Below are 16484 nucleotides of genomic sequence, written 5' to 3'. Positions count from 1 at the left end.
GTCGGCCGCGCTATCCGGGGTGCTTCGCCGCCAAGCCGGTGCACCGCTGTGCGGTGGCGAGCTTGTCGAGGATGCGCTGCTTACCAACCCCGGTGGCCGGCACCGGCTGGCCGCTGCCGGACACCGTCGCCGGGACGAACTGGCTGTCCACCACTGTCCGGTCGCGTACGACCAGGTTCAGCACGCCGGAGTCCGCGCTGTGCGAATTGCCGTACCAGAGGAAGTTGCCCAGTCCGTAGTGCACGTAGGTCTGGCCCAGCCAGCCGTCGGCCAGCAGCGTGTGCGCGTGCGTACCGACCACGATGTCGGCGCCAGCCGCGGACAGCCTTCCGGCGAACGTCTTCATCTCCCCGCTCGGGCACGAATCACCCTCGACGCCCCAGTGCATGAAGACGATGACCAGGTCGGCCTGCTCCCGCGCCGAACGCACCGCGGCGGTGGCCCGGGCGGGATCGAACGCCATTGCCACCCCCGGTCGGGTGTCCGTCGCCCGCCACGACCCGGCCAGGTCATGCACCTGTGACATGCCGAGCACCGCGATCCGCAGCCCTCGTACGGTGGTAAACCAGGGCGCATATGCCGCGTCGGCGTCGCGGCCCGCGCCGAACACCGGGTACTGGGCTTCCGTCGCGGCGTCGAGGGTGTCGGAGAGCCCCTGCTGGCCGTAGTCGAGGATGTGGTTGTTGGCGATCGACGCCGCGTCGACCCCGGCCGCGCGCAGCGCCGCGAAGGCGGTCTTCGGAGCCCGGAAGTGGTACGTCTTCGGCTGCGGGGTGCCCCGGTCGGTCACCGCCGTCTCCAGGTTGACCAGCGTGACGTCGGCGTCGCGCAGCGTCGACGCGATCGCCCCGAAGGCCGTCTCCGGATCGTCGAGCAGGCGCAGGGTACGGCCGGTGAAGTGGACGTCACCGGCGAAGGCCAGCCGCACCTCGACCGGCGCCCTCGGCCCCGGCGTCGCGGTGCCGGTGGCGGACGGCGTCGGACCCGGCGTGGCCCCGCGCCAGACCGGTGCCGGGCCGGTCGATCCGGCGGCGCATCCGGCCAGCCCGACGCCGACCGCGACCGCCGCCAGCGCCGCCAGCGAGGTAAGCGCGGTCCTGCGGATCACCCGGCCGAGGGTACGCGCTCCGGGCGACGCCCCAAGCGCCTGGAGGGTGCTACTGCGGCGCGGCGGGATCTTCAGCGCGGTCGGCCTGAGGCGGCACGTCGAGGTTGGCTGGCTCACTTGACCTGGCGCCGATCCGATAACGCAACTGTGAGTGTGAGGGTGCGGTTCTGAGATCGTAGGAGCCGTGCTCCCGCGGGCCACGGTCTGACCCGTAACGCAACCGGCTCAGTCGATGCCTTTGCGCTGATCTGTCGACTGTGGCTCGCGGGAGGGCCTGCTGTCACCGGACCGGTAGAGCGTGTCCCGATAGGGGCCTTGCTGCAACAAGGGCACCATCACAGTTCTGACCGCCCTGCCGGCCCGGCGATGGCCATCCGCCGTCCCAAGCCACCAGGAGACAAACGGTCCATGCCCAGCATGCCGAACACCGCCCCGGACAGTCAGCCCGACCCGACCGGCGAGGAGGTCATCCTCGGCGTCGACACCCACAAGGACGCCCACGTCGCCGCAGTGACCACCCCGCTCGGCGTCCAGGTCGCCTCTGCCAGCTTCCCGACCACCGCCGCCGGCTACCGCGACCTGCTGGCCTGGGCACGTGGTTTCGGCGACCTCCGCCGCGCCGGTGTCGAGGGAACCGGCTCTTTCGGCGCGGGCCTGGCCCGCTACCTGCGTGACCAGCGTCTGACCGTGATCGAGGTCAACCGCCCCGACCGCGCGGCGCGCCGCCGCCACGGCAAGACCGACACCGTCGACGCGATGGCCGCCGCCCTGGCGGTGCTGTCCGGCCGGGCCGCCGCCACCGCAAAGACCGCCCGACGGGCCGGTGGAGATGCTGCGCATGTTCCGCCTGGCCAGAGCCTCCGCGGTGAAATCCCGCACCCAGGCGGTCAACCAGCTCAAGGCCGTCATCGTCACCGCCGCCACAACGCTACGCGACACCTTGACCGGCCTGTCCGACACAGCGTTGATCCGCCACTGCGCCACCCTGCCCGACACCGCCCCGACCGACGTGGCCACCGCCACCGTCTACACCCTGCGCCGCCTGGCCCAGCGTATCCAGACACTCACCGCCGAGGAACGTGAACTCCAGCGCCAGATCACCGCCGTGCTGAACTCGTACGCGCCACAGCTGTTGCACCGTCACGGGATCGGCCCCGACAGCGCCTCCGCGCTGCTGATCACCGCAGGGGACAACCCCGACCGGATGCACAGCCAGGCATCCTTCGCCGCGCTATGCGGCGTCAACCCGATCGAGGCGTCCTCGGGCAAGACCCGCCGGCGCCGACTCAACCGCGGCGGCGACCGCCGTGCCAACGCCGCCCTCTACCGCATCGCCCTGACCCGATCACGGGGTGACCAACGCACCCAGGACTACCTCGACCGACGCAGCAGTCAAGGCCTCACCCGCCGCGAAGCCATGCGATGTCTCAAGCGGTACATCGCCCGCGAGATCTACCACCTGCTCCGCCAGCTCGATCCCGTAGATCCGACCCCACGAACCGCTTGACAGAACATAGGGGCATCGGCGCCCCTCAACCCGCACGACGACGGTGAAGGCGCCCACGATGCTGTACTCTTCGCCGGCCCGCAGCCGACCCGGGCGATTGGACCGACCCCCCGCCAACTCGGCGCCACCCTGCGCGTTGCGCCGGTGTACCAGCACGATCGGTTCGTTCAGGCCTCGGTCCCGTTGACCAGGCTGCCGGTACTCCACCCAAACCGGTCCGAGGAGGAGCGGCCACCAGGAGAGCTTCACCGCCAGGTAACCGTCGACCTCCGGCCGGTTCACCGCCGCCAAAGTCACTGCTTGCGACGTGAGCGGGAAGGACTGCCACACGCGAGACCGGTGCAGCCACCCCCAATCGTTCAAGGTTCGGGCCGCCAAGCCGGGACCCGCAGCGCGATTGAGGACATCGCGGAATGCCTTGACCCTTCGGACCGCGCTCATCATGTCGTAGTCGTCGCCGTACACGCCCTCGACCTGGGAGGAGGAGCGCTCGAGTCCGAGAGCGTGGCCCATCTCGTGGTGCATGAACACCGGCTCGAACGTGCGGCCCTCGGCATACGCCAGGACGATCTCGTTTCCGCCGACGGACCCGTGGTCGGCGGTGATGTTGTAGCAGTAGGAATCGGCGCATCCTCGGCGGCCTCGCCGGCATGCGCTTCCACCGCAAGGTCGACAAAGCCGGACTCGGCCACTGGACCCCGGCCGGTGAACGCACCGAGCGGCCCACCAGCGACATGGCCGAGGAGAACCGTCGGCTGCGCAAGGTGGTGGCGGAGCAGCGTTGGGCGAACGAGATCTTGAAGGCGGCGAGCGTGCTTGCTGGCTTCCCGGCTGTGGCTGCCGCCGGTACGCGTGGCCGGCCAGCCTGCCGAGGGAGCCTGCTCGGCGAGAAATTAGTCGGGGCCGCCGGCCCTGATCAGACCCGACTCGTAGGCGAAGATGACCGCCTGAACGCGATCCCGCAGGTCGAGCTTCGCGAGTAGATGGCTGACGTGTGTCTTGGCGGTGTGCTCGCTGACGAACAGGTCCGCGGCGATCTCGGCGTTGGTGCGGCCTCGGGCCACGAGATGAAGGACATCGAGTTCGCGGGGAGTCAGCTCGGCGAGTGCGGCGCTGAGCGCCGCCCGCGGCTGGGGCAGCTGGGAGAACTGTTCGATGAGCCGGCGGGCGACGGACGGCGCGAGCGTCGCGTCGCCGGCCGCCACGACCCGTACGGCGTCGATGAGTGTCTCCGCCGGAGCGTCCTTGAGCAGATAACCGCTGGCACCCGCGCGAAGCGCCTCGAATACGTACTCGTCGAGATTGAAGGTGGTCAGGATGATGATCCTGGTGCAGCCGCCATCGGCGACGATACGGCGGGTCGCGGCGAGACCGTCCAGGATCGGCATGCGGATGTCGATGAGTGCGACGTCCGGGCGGTGGCGGCGCACCGCGGCCACTGCCTGCTCCCCGTCGCCCGCCTCGTCGACCACGGTGAGGTCCGGTTCGTCGTCTAGGAGCAGACGAAAGCCGCGGCGTACCATGGCCTGGTCGTCTGCGATCACCACGCGGATGGTCACTGCGAGACCTCGTTGCCCGTGACGTGAACCAGCCGCTCACGTTCGACGGGCAGTGTCGCCCGTATGGAGAACGTGCCGTCCGGCCGTCGTCCGGCCTCGAAAGTGCCACCGTAGAGTGCCGCGCGCTCGCGCATCCCCACCATGCCGTGGCCGACGTGTGGAGACGGTCCCTCCTGATGCGGCGGGGTATTCGTGACCCCGATCGTCAGCTGGCCTCGACCGTGGTCGATCGCCACGTGCGCCGCCGAACCGGCACCGTGCTTGAGGACATTGGTCAACGCCTCCTGCACGATCCGGTATGCGGCGAGGTCGAGCCCGGGTGGCAGCGGCCCCTGGTCCCCGGTCACGGTCAGCTCCACCGGGACACCTGACGCCCGCATCTGCTCGACAAGGCCGGCAAGCGTGGCCAGGCCGGGCTGCGGGGACAACGCCAGTTCCTCACCGTCGGCGCGCAGCAGCCCCAAAAGTCGGCGCATCTCGTCCAGCGCCAGCCGGCCAATCTGCTCGACCTCGCCGAGCAGGTGCGCCTCGTCGGGCCGCTCCCGGCTGATCCGTCGTCTGACCAGACCGGTCTGGACCACCATCACACTGACTGAGTGGGCGATGACGTCGTGCAGTTCCCGGGCGATGCGGGCCCGTTCCTCGAGAACCGCCTGCCGAGCCAACTGCTCCCCCTGCTCCTGCAGGCGGATCGCGCGGCGTTCCCGGGAACGTAGGGCGGCGCCGAAGCCCCAACTGCCGGCGGCCAGCATGAGCGCGAACGGATAGTCGAAGAACTCATGGCGCGTCGGGTCCATCCAAAGGCCGAGCCACAACACCACCGCAGTGACGCCGATGCCGACCAGGCCGATCCGCCACGGCCCGTACGCCCCGACGGCGTGCACGGCGATGATCGTCGCCAGCAGGGCATACATCGGACTGACCGTGTGCGCCACCGTCGCGAGCGCGAGCAACGCAATCAGCACCGCCGTCAGCACTGCCGTCGGCGCCCGCCGTCGCCACGCCAGCGATCCGGTCATCACCAGCGCGATCACGGTCACCGTCGGCCGAGGCTCCTGACCCGGCTCGATGAGCCAGACGCTGGCTAGCGCGAGGGCGGCCAGCGCGCTGGCGACCATCCGGTCGACCAACCTCAGACGCTGTATCCGGTCCACAGAACGGAACCTAGCGCGGGAGTGACGGGACGCGCGTCAGCCGGGCGGGCGATGCGCTGGCGGCTGGCGTCGCCTGCGCGAGGGAGGTACAGATAGTGATGCCGGGCGATGTGCCCCCGTGGCTCCCGGGCCTACCTTGACGAAGCAGTCCCGAACCACCACCCCAGTGGAGGCCATCATGCTCAGCCCTGTGGACCGATTTCGCAGGCGTTTCACCGCTGCGGCACTCGTCGCTGGCGGTGTCGCGATCCTCGTCTTCCTGGCCACCAAAACGGTCAATTCCGGCGACGAGAAAGACGTCCTCGACTCCGTCGCGGCGCATCAGCAGCTCAACGCCGTCTCGTCCGTGGCCCAGCTCCTCATGGTGGCGCTGATGCTGCCGGCGCTCTTCGGCCTGCTGCATCTGTTGCGCCACCGCGGCGCCAGGTTAGCCCACCTCGGCGTGGGGTTGCTGCTGCTCAATCTCGTTGGCAACGCGGTCGACGTGGGGCACAGCAGCGTCGTCGCCGGCATGGTCGACGATGGCGTCAGCAGCCAGGACGTCGCCGTTATGGCGGCGACCAACAGCGACCCCGCGCTCGTGGTCGCGGTGTTGTTCACCCTCCTCGGCCTGCTCGGCTTTCCAGTCCTCGCCGCCTCACTCTGGCGGAGCGGCGCGGTGGCCCGCGCGATCCCGGTGCTGATGCTGTTCGGAATGGCGTCGTTCTTCGTGCCGCTGCCCGAGGCAATCGGTGGCGCGCTGCTGGCAGCGGCGTTCGCGTGGACCGGCGTGCGGGTGCTGCGTGCTCCGGATCGGGAGTGGCTCGACGGTTGGCGGGCCTGCGCACCCGCGGCCCCCGCTGCGGAGGTGAAGGCCGCCTAGCCGGCGCTGGTGGCTGGCTTCGGCCAGCCACCAGCGCTGTCTGGCTTTTGCGGGCTGGTGGTTCACAGGTGGTGGATGGCGGTGGAATTCAGGCGGAAGCCGATGGTCCGGTCCGCACGGCGATCCGCGATCAGGTCGGCCTTCCTCAGACTCGTCACGCCGCCATCTCCAGCTGCGCCGCCAGCGCCCTGCGATCCTTGACCGGCCATGACGCCCTTTGAGGTCCCCCCGCTTTGATGGAGCGGTGGTTACCTGCTGCCGGCTGGTGCAGGGGTAGCGATAGTTGGTTGGGCTGGTTCCTTCTGGCGGGGGTGCCAGGCGGTTTCGTACTCGTCGGGGCTGAGGTAGCCGAGTTCCTTCTGGATGCGGCGGGTGTTGTACCAGCCGTCGATGTAGGCGAAGATCGCGTTCTCGGCCTCGTCGCGGGTCCGCCAGGAGGTGCGGAAGACGAGTTCGATCTTCAGCGTCGACCAGAAGTTCTCCATGAGCGCGTAGTTCGACGTCGCGGGACTACCGCATCGAATGGTTGGGGCGTGGCCGAGCCGGTGGGCCGACCGGCCAGCGGCCTGAGTGGCGTGGCGCTGCCCTCGACGGCACACCGCGGCAGTGACGACGGAGACACGCCCACCGGAGCCCGAGTTCCCCGACCCGGCGCAGCTCTACCCGGAGGTCGCCCGCGCCGGCAGCCTGGCCGCCGCGTCGAGGCGGCCCGCCGCCGAGATCGGCGTGGACGTTGGCGACGTAGCCGCCAACGAGCGCTACCCGCTGCAGTACGCGGGGGTGGCCAGCGCGGTGCCGGAGCGCGTCGCTGGTCGAGGCGATCTCAGCGGGTTCCGGCGCCGTGTGGCTCCCGCTCGGGGTGATCGACGAGGCCGCCGCCGAGCGTGCGCTCGACGCCGGGCTCGACGTCGTCATGGACCGTTGCCCGGCGATCGAGTGGGCGCGACGCCGGGGCGTGCAGGCGTGTGTCGGGCGGGACTGCCGCTCGGGCGGGACCGCGGGTGGCGGCCCCGCCCGAGCGACGGGCTGAGGGTGGTTACATCAGCCCGAAGGCGCGGGTGATGCTCTGGGTGACGCTGTTGCCCTGGTTGTCGTGCGCGGAGGCGCGCAGGGTGACGTACGTGGCGCCGGCCGGGGCGTGGAGCATGGTCTCCCAGCCGTCACCGATGTGGTTGAGCGCTGCCTGCTGCCAGGTGGCGCCGTCGTCGTAGGAGACGTCAAGGGTGACGTCGCCGATCGCATTGGAGCTCGGTCCTCCCGCGAGGTGGGAGGGAGTGACCACGAGGTCGGCGTTCCGGCTTGCCTTGCCCGCGGTGTCGGTGTCGACCTTGTAGTCGAGCTGGATCAACGGCAGGACTGCGGACGTACCGGGGTCGCCGGCCGCCGAGGTGAACCCCCACTCGGTCCGCGTGCTGGTGGAGTACGGGTTCTTCCAGTCGCCCCGGGAGTTCTCGGAGACGAGCCGGTAGGGCAGGCGCTGGGGGCTGAGTCCCGAAACCGCCATATAGTCGGCGGGCCACGTGGACAAAAGCGTGTCTCCCTGGTACAGCGTCACCGTGTTCCTGACTAGGGGGTTGCTGACGGTGATGCCCACGTGGTCCACACCGGAGTCGCCCCAGCCCGGGATCGCGGCGTCGATCTTGTCGTCAGTCCTATTCCCCCCTGTCTGGTTGTCGAGGCGGGGACGGTGGATCGGGCCGAACCAGTGAAGGTCGCTGGTGGTGCCCGCCTTGTAGCGCACCGCCGAGGCCGTCTCCTGGACTTCACCGGGGAGCTGGGCCCGCTCCTTCCACTGGATGTCCGTGTTGTCGGCAGAGACCCAGTCGGTGCGCTCACCCTGGGCTGGAGCCTCGTTAAGGAAAGAGGCGCCTGTTATGAATCCCTGCCAGATGTCTGAGCGGTATTCGGTCGCCCTGTTCGGCCGGTAGTTACGGAAGGAGACGTCGACGCGGGCCAAGTCCTCCTCTGTCGGCTGGTAGGTCAGGTCGTCGGGTATCGCGCCGACGTAGTGACGGACAAGGTCGTAGAGGTAGTCCGTGACGCGGCTGGAGACCAGGGTCAGCGGGGTCTTACCGTGCTGGATCTGGGTGATCAGCTCCTCGCCCTCGTCCTGGGTGAGGGTGGCCACTGAGACAGGCGGAAGGAACGGAAGGGAGATGATGGGCTGCCTGGGCCAGGGCGCCAGCCGGCCCACCCCATCGTTGACGACCAGCAGCAGCCGTGCGCCGGCCTGTGCGGCCGCGGCCTCCTGCTGCTCCAGTACGACGGTGTCGTTGCGGCGCACCACGACGATCTTGCCGTGGGCCTTTAGCCCGGCGTAGTCGGCCGGGGCGCCCTGCCCGGCGAAGATCGTGTCGAGGGTCATCCGTCCATCGGGAAGCGGCTTCGAGCCTCGCTGAAACCTCAGGTCGTCGAAGCTCCGCTTGTCGGAGGCCACCGTCAGTGCGGGCTCCTCCTTGCGCCAGCGCGCGCCGAAGGAGAAGTCACCCTTGGTGACCTTATTGCCGGTGGGCAGCGCCCACATGCTGTCGTACCCGGGCATGAAGGTGCCCGCGGTGCTCATCACGCGATGGGCGGAATCAAATGATCGGTAGACGTCCATGTGGGCATGGGAGTCGGTGGTCTCCTTGGGAACGACGGCCCTGACCTGCCGGGCGGCCGAGGCGTCCAGCGTGACCGCGCGATCCCGGTCCAGGACGATCTCGGGAGCGCTCAGCAGCGCTACGCCCAGGGAGTGCGGGCCGTGCGTGCCCTGCACGTCGGCCTCGAGGAAGGCAGCGTACGTGTCGACCGGCAGCCGGAGGTTGAGCGTGCCCGACTCATCGATCCCGTAGAAGTGAGAGAAGTTCTTTCCCGCCACCCAGAGCAGCCCGGAGAGCGGCTCGCCGCTGCGGTCCTTGGCGGTGATCGAGAGGTTGTAGCGCTCCGCTTCCTTGCCCACTCCGATGAGGGTGTGGGCGAGGATCTTACCGTCGGCGTCGGAGGCGTTGATCATGCCGCTGAAGTGGCTGTCCAGGGGGGCCTTGTCCATGTTGGCCGTGTAGGTGACCTTGCTGGTGCCGTGCGCGGGCACGGTGACCTGCGTGGCGGACAGGGTGAACAGACCCGCAGGCGCGTCAGGCGCGTTGATCGCCAGATTGAGGGTGACCGGGGCGTCGGCGGTGTTGGTGTAGGTCACCTCCTTGTCGCGCTTCTCACCGGGCTGGTGCGGCCACGGGTCGAGGCCGGCGTAGGCGCTGCCGGTCGCGAACATCGTGTCCCGCACAGCGGCCGCGACGTCCAGACGGCCGGAGCCGGCCGCATAGGGGGTGTACTGCGGGGTGGCCTTGGTGGAGCTGATCAGGGCATCCTTGAGCTGCTGGCCGGTCCAGTCCGGGTGCGCGGCGGCCAGCAGCGCGGCGGCTCCCGCGACGTGCGGGGTGGCCATCGAGGTGCCGCTCATCGTCGTGTAGGGGCCCTCGCCCGGATTCGCGGTGTAGTGCGAACGTGCCGCAAGCACGTCGACTCCCGGTGCGGTGAGCTCCGGCTTGAGCCCGGAGTCGCCTACGCGCGGGCCCTGGCTGGAGAAGTCGGCGAGCTGGTCGGAGGCGTCCACGGCTCCGACGGTGAGAGCGGCGTCCGCGGCGCCCGGCGAGGCGACGGTACCCGGGGCGCCACTGTTGCCCGCCGCGATGACGAAGAGCGCGCCGGTCTCCGCGCTGAGCTGGTTGACGGCCTGGCTCATCGGGTCGGTGCCGTCGGTCGGCTGGCCTCCGAGACTCATGCTGATGATCTTGGCGCGCTGGTCGCGGGCGGCCCACTCCATACCCGCCAGGATCCACGACTGCTGGCCTACGGTGTCGCAGCCCGCGCACACCGAGAAGAGCACCTTGCCGATGTGCAGGCGGGCGCCGGGGGCGACGCCCTTCTCCTTGCCGTCCGAGGCGGCGCCGGTGCCGGCGATGGTGGAGGCGACGTGCGTGCCATGGCCTTGGTAGTCGTTGACGTCGGGATCGTTGGGCACGAAGCTGGCCGAGCCGGCGATGCGGTCCGCCAGGTCCGGGTGGCTGGCGTCCACGCCGGTGTCCAGCACGGCGACGTCGACGCCCTGACCGGTGTTGCCTGCCGCCCATACCTCCGGGGCGCCGATCTGCGCGGTGGTGTCGGCCAGAGTGGCCTTGACCTTCCCGTCCAGCCACACCTTGGCGATACCACCGGTGAAGGAGGGCTGGGCGCCGCCGGTGACGCGTGCGGCACTTTGCGCGCCGGCCCCTCCGGTGAGCCCGGACCAGAAGTCGGCGGCGTGGCCGTGGCTCTCGGTCAGCGCGGCGCCCTGAATGCTGCTGAGGGTGCGGACCTTCGCGACTCCAGCGGGAAGCGCTTGGGCGCGGGCGCGGGCGGCGCTGTCGGTATAGCTGACGAGCAGCGGGAGATGGTCGGTGTGCGCGTCATCGTAGCCGTCGGCGAGCAGCTCGGTGACGTTGAACAGCTCCTTGTCCAGGCGCCCGGCGGAGACGTACGGCAGGGCGGAGTCGGGGTAGACGTAGGTGCTCTTCCCGACCTGGTGGATCTTGAACCCGATGGCTTCACCGTCCGGCCCCGTGACCCCCTTGCTCTCGGTGCCGTCGGCGGCGGTGGTGACCGTAACCGTGTCCCCGGTGATCAGGGTGACGGTGCGAAGGGCGCTCGGACCGGATCCGGTGCCGGCGTGCGATGTGCTGGTAGCGCCAGGGGTGGCATCCACCGTGGCGGCGAACGCCGGCGGGCTGACCGTCAGGATCGCCAGGGCAGACGCCAAAGCTGTCAGCTTCGATCTGCGGGGGAATGGGGTTGGCAAGGGGGGCTCCTTTGATGATGTCCCTGAGCCGGGGGCGGCCGGACGGGGTTGATCACGAACCGCCGCAGCTAGGCTGGCAGCGCGCCAGCCGCTGGCGCAAGATGGCAGGCTGACCAATACTTGCCAGGTGGCGGTTTTATGCCGGCCAGCACGATGGTCAGCGGCTGCCGGGACACGCATCCGGCATCACGCAGAACAGCCGGGCCGCCCTCGCACTGGAAAGCCCCGCCAACAACGGAAGCCTGGAGGGCGACATGTTCAAAGCACTGGGCCTCGCGCCAGCGGAGAGTGCCGTGTACGTCGCGCTGGTGGGCAACCCTCGAGCGAGCGCGGACGAACTTGCCACAACCGCCCGGCTGTCCCCGGCTCAGACCAGAGGTGCACTGGTCCAGCTAACCGAGCGCGGTCTGGTCAGCCGGCTTCCGGGACGGCCGGTGCGCTATCTCGCCGCGCCACCTGACGCAGCGATCGGCGAACTGATCGGCGCGGTCGAGTCGAAACTGTGGCAGGCGCGCGACGCGGCACAGGCACTGATGGAGACGCACCGGGCCGCATCTCGTTACATCCATCCGGAGCAGTCACTGGAGGTGCTTGTCGGCCAGGACAACATCGGTCGCAGAGTGACGCACATCGAGAACAGCGCCAAGACGCAGGTACGCGGCTTCGACAAGCCGCCCTACGTCAGCACGCCCAGCGCGAATGTGAAGAGCGCGAATGTGGAGAACCAGGGCAAGCGGCTGCGCCGGGGCATCCGGTATCGGGTGATCTACAGCCGAAACGCGGTCGCCTGGCCTGGGCGGCTACGAGCCGGCCTACTCGCCACGCTGCGCGAGGGTGAACAAGCGCGGGTAAGGCCGGACCTGCCGCTCAAAATGCTCATGGTCGATGACCGGATGGCCGTCATTCCAACCAGCTCCAGCGAGCAGAACGGCGTCGCCTACGTGATCCATCCATCCTCTCTGCTCGACGCACTGATCACGCTCTTCGAGGCGGAGTGGGAGCGGGCCGTGCCGCTGTCCGTCGACGGGCCGGTGGACGACGCGAGCGGACCGGACGAGGAAACCAGGGATCTATTGATGCTGCTCGCTTCAGGGCTGACCGACGAAGGTATCGCCAGGTCGCTAGGCTGGTCGATCAGAACCACGCAGCGCCGGATCCACGCGCTGATGGAAGACCTCGGCGCCACCACCCGCTTCCAGATGGGCATGAGCGCCAAAACGCGTGGCTGGCTGTGACTCTCTGGACCCAACCGCCGCCGGGCAGAACGCGCTCTCGATCCCCTTTCGATGATCGATTCCGGTCAGAGACAGCGGTCGGGTTTGCTACGGGTCGACTGGTGACGGGAAAGAGGTGAGGCCGCACCACTTCGGTGTGAAAAGAGTGGTCTCCGGAGCATCGCTAGTCCACGGAGACGCGCACCAGCAAGCCGAGCCTGACAGCGGCCACCAAAAGTTCCCCATGAACGGCCAGTTGCGGTGTGGCTGTGAGTGATCACTCTTGGCTCGGTAGCTTCGCCGCGGCGCGTGACGAGCGAGCCGGAACGGCGCCGACGGCTGGTGGGTCAGTGGCGTCCAGCTCGGGTCAGGGTGTCCTGGGCCTGGGTGGCCATGGCAGTGACCAGGTCCTCCGCCGAGGGCAGGTCGGTGATGAGGTCGACGACCTCGCCCGCCCAGACCGGCAGCGGGGGCACCGCGCCGCGTGCCACGTCGTCCTGGTACGCCTGACGGGCTTGGGGATCGGCGGCGAGCTCGGCCTCCCGGCCCCGCCAGCGGTCGAGGTAGGGGTGGCCGAGGGTGCGGGCGGGGTACTTCGACGGCCATCGGGAGCCGCGCGCGATGTCCAGCACGGTGCTGCGCTCGGTGTCCTGCCCCCGCCCATCGAGGATCGCCTTGGTGATCGAGGGATCGACCAGGGCCTCGGTGGTGGCCTGGAAGCGGGTGCCGATGAGCGCTCCGGCAGCGCCCAGCACGAGAGCTGCCGCCACACCACGTCCATCGGCGATCCCGCCCGCTGCCAGCACCGGCACCGGAGCTACGAGATCCACCACCGCGGGCACGAACGGCAAAGTGGACCGCCCGCGCACGGCTCCGTGCCCACCGCTCTCGGTTCCCTGAGCCACGATCACATCGGCGCCCAAGTCCACGGCCCGCTTGGCCTCCTCCAGATCTGTGACCTGGAGGATCAACAGAGCCCTTGCCCGGCGGACATGCTCCGCGTATGGGCTCGGATCGCCGAAGGACAGCATCACGGCGCTGGGGCCGTAGCTCAGCGCCAGCTCCACCGCGGCGAGATCGATCCCCCAGGTCAGGAATCCCACACCCCACGGCCCTTCAGTGCCCGCGACGATCGGCACCTCACGTGCCAGCCACTCCGGGTCCCCGTACGCGCCGCCCAGAATCCCGAACCCGCCACCGCGGGAGACAGCTGCGGCCAGCGCGCCACCGGCCGACCCACCCATCGGCGCCAGCGCGATCGGGTACCGCACGCCGAGCATCTCCGTGAACGTCGTCGACAACGCCATGCCCACATCATGCCGCCGCGTCCGACGCGCAGGATCACAAGGCAGCAACTGACCTCCGCGGACCCGACCCGCCACGCCCAGCGATCAGCTCGTCACAGCCTCTCAGCCCGAGCTGAGTCAAGGCGCCGTCGAGCGTCGCATGCGTGGCCACCTGGCTGACCTCGTAGGCGATAGTGCCGACAATGACGCGGAGTGCCGCAACGTCTGTGGCGCCTGCCATCGCTCGATTCTGGCAGATCGGGGAGGCCGGGCGGCGGGCGAGCAGGTGAGCGAGAGGCGGTAGGTGTAACGGCCGACCACGACGATGGGCCCGGGCCAGGGTTTCGCGGTCGCCTCCAGGTGGGTCGGCGCCCGGAGGTCGACCTGGCGGTGCACGTGGCCGCTCGGCTAGGGGTGCTTGCCATCGTCGGTGCGCTGCGTCCCCGATCCGCCTGTCCCCCAGCGCACGCCGCCGCCTGGGCCGACGAGTACGTCCGCTCGCGCAACGCCGACGCCCTCGCGGCCTTCGTCCCCCGCGACGGCCGCTGACGGATCAGCATCCGGGGCGCGCGGCGCGGTGATCCGCCGGGCGGGATGGCCCGGCCGATCACCGCAGCCACGAAGCCGGCACCCGGCCAGGATCAGCCGAGGTCCCGCACCCGTACGTTGCGGAAGGCGATGACCGAGCCGCCGTCGTGGTTCTGCAGGCCGATGTAGCCCTGCGCGTACTGCCGTCCACTGGTGCCCGGGTCGGTCGGACGGCCCGGGAACGGCAGGCCGGGCACGTTGTCGAACTCGTTGATCACCACACCGTTGCGGATCACGGTGTAGTGCTGGCCGACAACCCGGATCTCGAGGTCGTTCCAGACCCCCTTGTCCGCCGGGCGGGCCTGGGCGAGGTTCAGGTCGGCGAACCCGTACACGGATCCGGTCTTCCGCGGGTCGTTGCTGCCGATCTCCGGCGAGTCATTGATCTGGATCTCGTGGCCGCAGTTCACGGCAACCCATGCCGGATCAGTCGTGTTGCACTGGGGGGTGGCGGCCGGGTCGACGCCGGGAAACCGCACGAAGACCCCGCTGTTCGACCGCGCGTTCGCGTCCCCACTCCGCTCATCGCGGAACTGCAGGCGCAGCGAGAAGTCGCCGAACTGGGCGGCTCGGTACCAGAGCATGCCGAGCCCGCCGCCGGTGGGCGAGTTGGTCGTCACCATCGACCCGTCGTCGCGCAGGCCGAACCCGCGGCCGCCGACGTAGCCCCAGTTCGCGTACGACTCGGCCGTCCCGTCGAACAGGCTGACATAGCTCATCGTCTTCCCCACGTCGGAGTGTGCCGCGGTTTCGGTCAGCGCGGCGGCCTCCTCGGTGGTGATCACGTCGGCGCCGACCAGATCCCGGGCGACGTGCGTCACGTGCGCCACGAACCCGCCGTGGTTGGCCCAGGCGCTCTCGTCGTCGATCAGGTCGTTGATCGAACAGCCACCGTCGACGGTCCGGTTCGCCACGCCGCTGTTGTAGTCGAGGAAGCGGACGGTCGGCCGGCTGTCCGGCGCGGCGCACGACGATTGCGATGCGGTGGCCGGCGCCGCCGCGAAACCCCCGCTCAGGACCGCGGCGGCGAGGATCGCCGTACCCGCGAGGAAACGATTCCTGCTACCCACGCTGAACCTCCTTGTCTCACCGATGGAGGCGGCGCTGCCGGTTCTCGCTCGTCAGCTCGCCGTCTGCATCGGACTCTCGTTCCCCGCGAGGTTCTGAGCGCCTCCCGGGGGCGTTACATGACAAGTCCTCGCCCGAACCTAGATTGTTTCCATCGATACATCAAGAAGTTTCGTCGTACCGCGCCCATCTTTTGCTTGAAGCGACGGAAAGCCGAAGCTAAAGGTCAGCCTTGACCGTTTGTTTCGGACTCGCCAGGCTGACCCGTGCCGATCGCGTCGATCCACGTCCCTCGACAGCAGCGCAGCCACGCCGCCCGGGCCCGGCCGCGGGAGGAGACCATCGAGCGCCTGATCGAGCACGGCTGGTCCGGCACCACTACCACGGTGGTGGCGAGCCGCGCGGGCGTCTCGCGGGGCGCCCAACTGCATCACTATCCGACCAGGGCCGCCCTGGTCACCGCCGCCATGGCACACCTGGCCGAGCGCCGGGCCGCCGCACTGCCGGCCGGGACGCAACGGCTGGACCGGCTGATCAACATGCTGGCCGCCGCCTTCACCGGACCACTCTTCGTCCTCGAGCTCTGGGTGGCCGCGCGCACCGACCCGGTACTGCGGGCCGCCCTAGTCCACCCGGACGCGCAGCAAGTCCGTCTTCGGCGGCATGAGCAAGGGCGAACGCAACCGGATCAAGGTTCGCGTCCGCACCGCCATGGCCGCCCAGACCCTCCTCGAGGGCCGCTACCTCGGCGGACGCCCACCCTACGGCTATGCCCTCCGCGACCTCGGACCCCATCCCAACCCCGCCAAGGCCGCCGACGGCAAACGCCTCAAGGGCCTCACTCCAGACGAACAGACCGCGCCGATCCTCCGGCGGATCTTCGCCGAGTTCCTCGCCGGTATCGGGCTCTTCGCCATCGCCGAAGGACTCACCGCCAATCACGTGCCCTGCCCATCCGCGCACGACCGCGCCCGCAACCGGCACCGCAGCGGCATCGCCTGGTCCAAGAGCGCCGTCCGCGTCATCCTCACCAACCCCCGCTACACCGGGCGACAGGTATGGAACAAGCAACGCACCGACGAGGTGCTGCTCGACGTCGACGACGTGGCAATGGGCCACACCGGCGTCATGCGCTGGAACGCCCGGGACAAGTGGGTGGTCTCCAAGGAGATCACCCACGAACCACTCATCGACGACGCGACCTTCGAACAGGCCCAGCAATCCTCCAACGGCGCGGACGGGGAACCGGCGGTCAACACGTCAAGCAGCGCACCCGCAACCCGTACGTCTTCCGCGGCCTGATCTACTGCGCCGCCTGCGAC

Annotated in this window: 14 protein-coding genes and 1 pseudogene; 8 read left to right on the top strand and 7 right to left on the bottom strand. The window is 69.5% G+C overall.

What is annotated here, in order from left to right; translation table 11 throughout:
* Nucleotides 1–10: 10 nt before the first annotated feature.
* The gene (locus tag GA0070613_RS19785; protein ID WP_231929284.1) at nt 11–1108 is read right to left on the bottom strand and encodes a CapA family protein; all 1098 of its coding nucleotides are present in this window, start codon (nt 1106–1108) and stop codon (nt 11–13) included.
* A gap of 366 nt (nt 1109–1474) precedes the next feature.
* Here GA0070613_RS19785 and GA0070613_RS34445 point away from each other — a divergent pair, with 366 nt between their 5' ends.
* Complete coding sequence (locus tag GA0070613_RS34445; RefSeq protein WP_408630955.1) at nt 1475–2191, top strand: IS110 family transposase; 717 nt, start codon at nt 1475–1477, stop codon at nt 2189–2191.
* Nucleotides 2118–2615 carry a transposase gene (locus GA0070613_RS34440; RefSeq protein WP_408630954.1) on the top strand — a complete coding sequence of 166 codons (498 nt, stop codon included), beginning with the start codon at nt 2118–2120 and terminating at the stop codon, nt 2613–2615. The genes GA0070613_RS34445 and GA0070613_RS34440 overlap by 74 nt, the downstream gene beginning before the upstream one ends.
* A gap of 893 nt (nt 2616–3508) precedes the next feature.
* On the opposite strand, the gene GA0070613_RS19775 is transcribed toward GA0070613_RS34440, so the two are convergent.
* Complete coding sequence (locus tag GA0070613_RS19775) at nt 3509–4174, bottom strand: response regulator (RefSeq protein WP_089013653.1); 666 nt, start codon at nt 4172–4174, stop codon at nt 3509–3511.
* The gene (locus tag GA0070613_RS19770) at nt 4171–5304 is read right to left on the bottom strand and encodes a sensor histidine kinase (RefSeq protein ID WP_157746392.1); all 1134 of its coding nucleotides are present in this window, start codon (nt 5302–5304) and stop codon (nt 4171–4173) included. The genes GA0070613_RS19775 and GA0070613_RS19770 overlap by 4 nt, the downstream gene beginning before the upstream one ends.
* A gap of 202 nt (nt 5305–5506) precedes the next feature.
* Here GA0070613_RS19770 and GA0070613_RS19765 point away from each other — a divergent pair, with 202 nt between their 5' ends.
* Nucleotides 5507–6190, top strand: coding sequence for a DUF4386 family protein (locus GA0070613_RS19765; protein WP_157746391.1), 684 nt, complete (start codon nt 5507–5509; stop codon nt 6188–6190).
* Nucleotides 6191–6438: 248 nt separating this feature from the next.
* On the opposite strand, the gene GA0070613_RS19760 is transcribed toward GA0070613_RS19765, so the two are convergent.
* Complete coding sequence (locus GA0070613_RS19760) at nt 6439–6675, bottom strand: IS3 family transposase (protein ID WP_089013650.1); 237 nt, start codon at nt 6673–6675, stop codon at nt 6439–6441.
* 323 nt (nt 6676–6998) lie between these two features.
* On the opposite strand from GA0070613_RS19760, the gene GA0070613_RS34615 reads away from it, so the two are divergent.
* Nucleotides 6999–7220 (top strand): CoA-binding protein, encoded by a 222-nt coding sequence (locus GA0070613_RS34615; protein ID WP_197699109.1) that lies wholly within the window; start codon nt 6999–7001, stop codon nt 7218–7220.
* 6 nt (nt 7221–7226) lie between these two features.
* Here GA0070613_RS34615 and GA0070613_RS19750 read toward each other — a convergent pair whose 3' ends face one another.
* Nucleotides 7227–10967 (bottom strand): S8 family serine peptidase, encoded by a 3741-nt coding sequence (locus tag GA0070613_RS19750; protein WP_231929280.1) that lies wholly within the window; start codon nt 10965–10967, stop codon nt 7227–7229.
* A gap of 293 nt (nt 10968–11260) precedes the next feature.
* Between GA0070613_RS19750 and GA0070613_RS19745 the strand changes: the two genes are divergently transcribed.
* Nucleotides 11261–12241: a helix-turn-helix domain-containing protein gene (locus GA0070613_RS19745; protein WP_089013648.1), complete on the top strand. Its 981-nt coding sequence runs from the start codon at nt 11261–11263 to the stop codon at nt 12239–12241.
* Between the two features lie 326 nt (nt 12242–12567).
* On the opposite strand, the gene GA0070613_RS19740 is transcribed toward GA0070613_RS19745, so the two are convergent.
* A complete protein-coding gene (locus tag GA0070613_RS19740) occupies nt 12568–13527 on the bottom strand; it encodes an NAD(P)H-dependent flavin oxidoreductase (protein ID WP_089013647.1) in 960 nt (319 codons plus the stop codon).
* 339 nt (nt 13528–13866) lie between these two features.
* Here GA0070613_RS19740 and GA0070613_RS33505 point away from each other — a divergent pair, with 339 nt between their 5' ends.
* On the top strand, nt 13867–14055 hold the full coding sequence (locus GA0070613_RS33505; protein ID WP_089013645.1) for a hypothetical protein: 189 nt from the start codon (nt 13867–13869) through the stop codon (nt 14053–14055).
* Nucleotides 14056–14147: 92 nt separating this feature from the next.
* Here the strand turns inward: GA0070613_RS33505 and GA0070613_RS19725 are convergent, their stop codons facing one another.
* Nucleotides 14148–15164, bottom strand: coding sequence for a 3-keto-disaccharide hydrolase (locus GA0070613_RS19725; RefSeq protein WP_089013644.1), 1017 nt, complete (start codon nt 15162–15164; stop codon nt 14148–14150).
* Between the two features lie 264 nt (nt 15165–15428).
* On the opposite strand from GA0070613_RS19725, the pseudogene GA0070613_RS33040 reads away from it, so the two are divergent.
* A pseudogene (locus GA0070613_RS33040) lies at nt 15429–15806 on the top strand (TetR family transcriptional regulator); the annotation flags it as partial.
* Between the two features lie 19 nt (nt 15807–15825).
* Nucleotides 15826–16464, top strand: coding sequence for a recombinase family protein (locus GA0070613_RS33035; RefSeq protein WP_197698924.1), 639 nt, complete (start codon nt 15826–15828; stop codon nt 16462–16464).
* The last annotated feature ends 20 nt before the right edge of the window (nt 16465–16484 follow it).

This window comes from Micromonospora inositola (genome assembly GCF_900090285.1).
Taxonomy (GTDB): Bacteria; Actinomycetota; Actinomycetes; order Mycobacteriales; family Micromonosporaceae; genus Micromonospora; species Micromonospora inositola.
This window is presented reverse-complemented; position numbering and strand designations above follow the sequence as displayed.

What these genes read in the sequence shown, in the direction of transcription:
- GA0070613_RS19765 (WP_157746391.1), top strand. Translation starts at nt 5,507, where the DNA reads ATGCTCAGCCCTGTGGACCGATTTCGCAGGCGTTTCACCGCTGCGGCA.
- GA0070613_RS19740 (WP_089013647.1), bottom strand. Translation starts at nt 13,527, where the DNA reads ATGGCGTTGTCGACGACGTTCACGGAGATGCTCGGCGTGCGGTACCCG.
- GA0070613_RS34445 (WP_408630955.1), top strand. Translation starts at nt 1,475, where the DNA reads ATGGCCATCCGCCGTCCCAAGCCACCAGGAGACAAACGGTCCATGCCC.
- GA0070613_RS19760 (WP_089013650.1), bottom strand. Translation starts at nt 6,675, where the DNA reads ATGGAGAACTTCTGGTCGACGCTGAAGATCGAACTCGTCTTCCGCACC.
- GA0070613_RS19745 (WP_089013648.1), top strand. Translation starts at nt 11,261, where the DNA reads ATGTTCAAAGCACTGGGCCTCGCGCCAGCGGAGAGTGCCGTGTACGTC.
- GA0070613_RS33035 (WP_197698924.1), top strand. Translation starts at nt 15,826, where the DNA reads ATGAGCAAGGGCGAACGCAACCGGATCAAGGTTCGCGTCCGCACCGCC.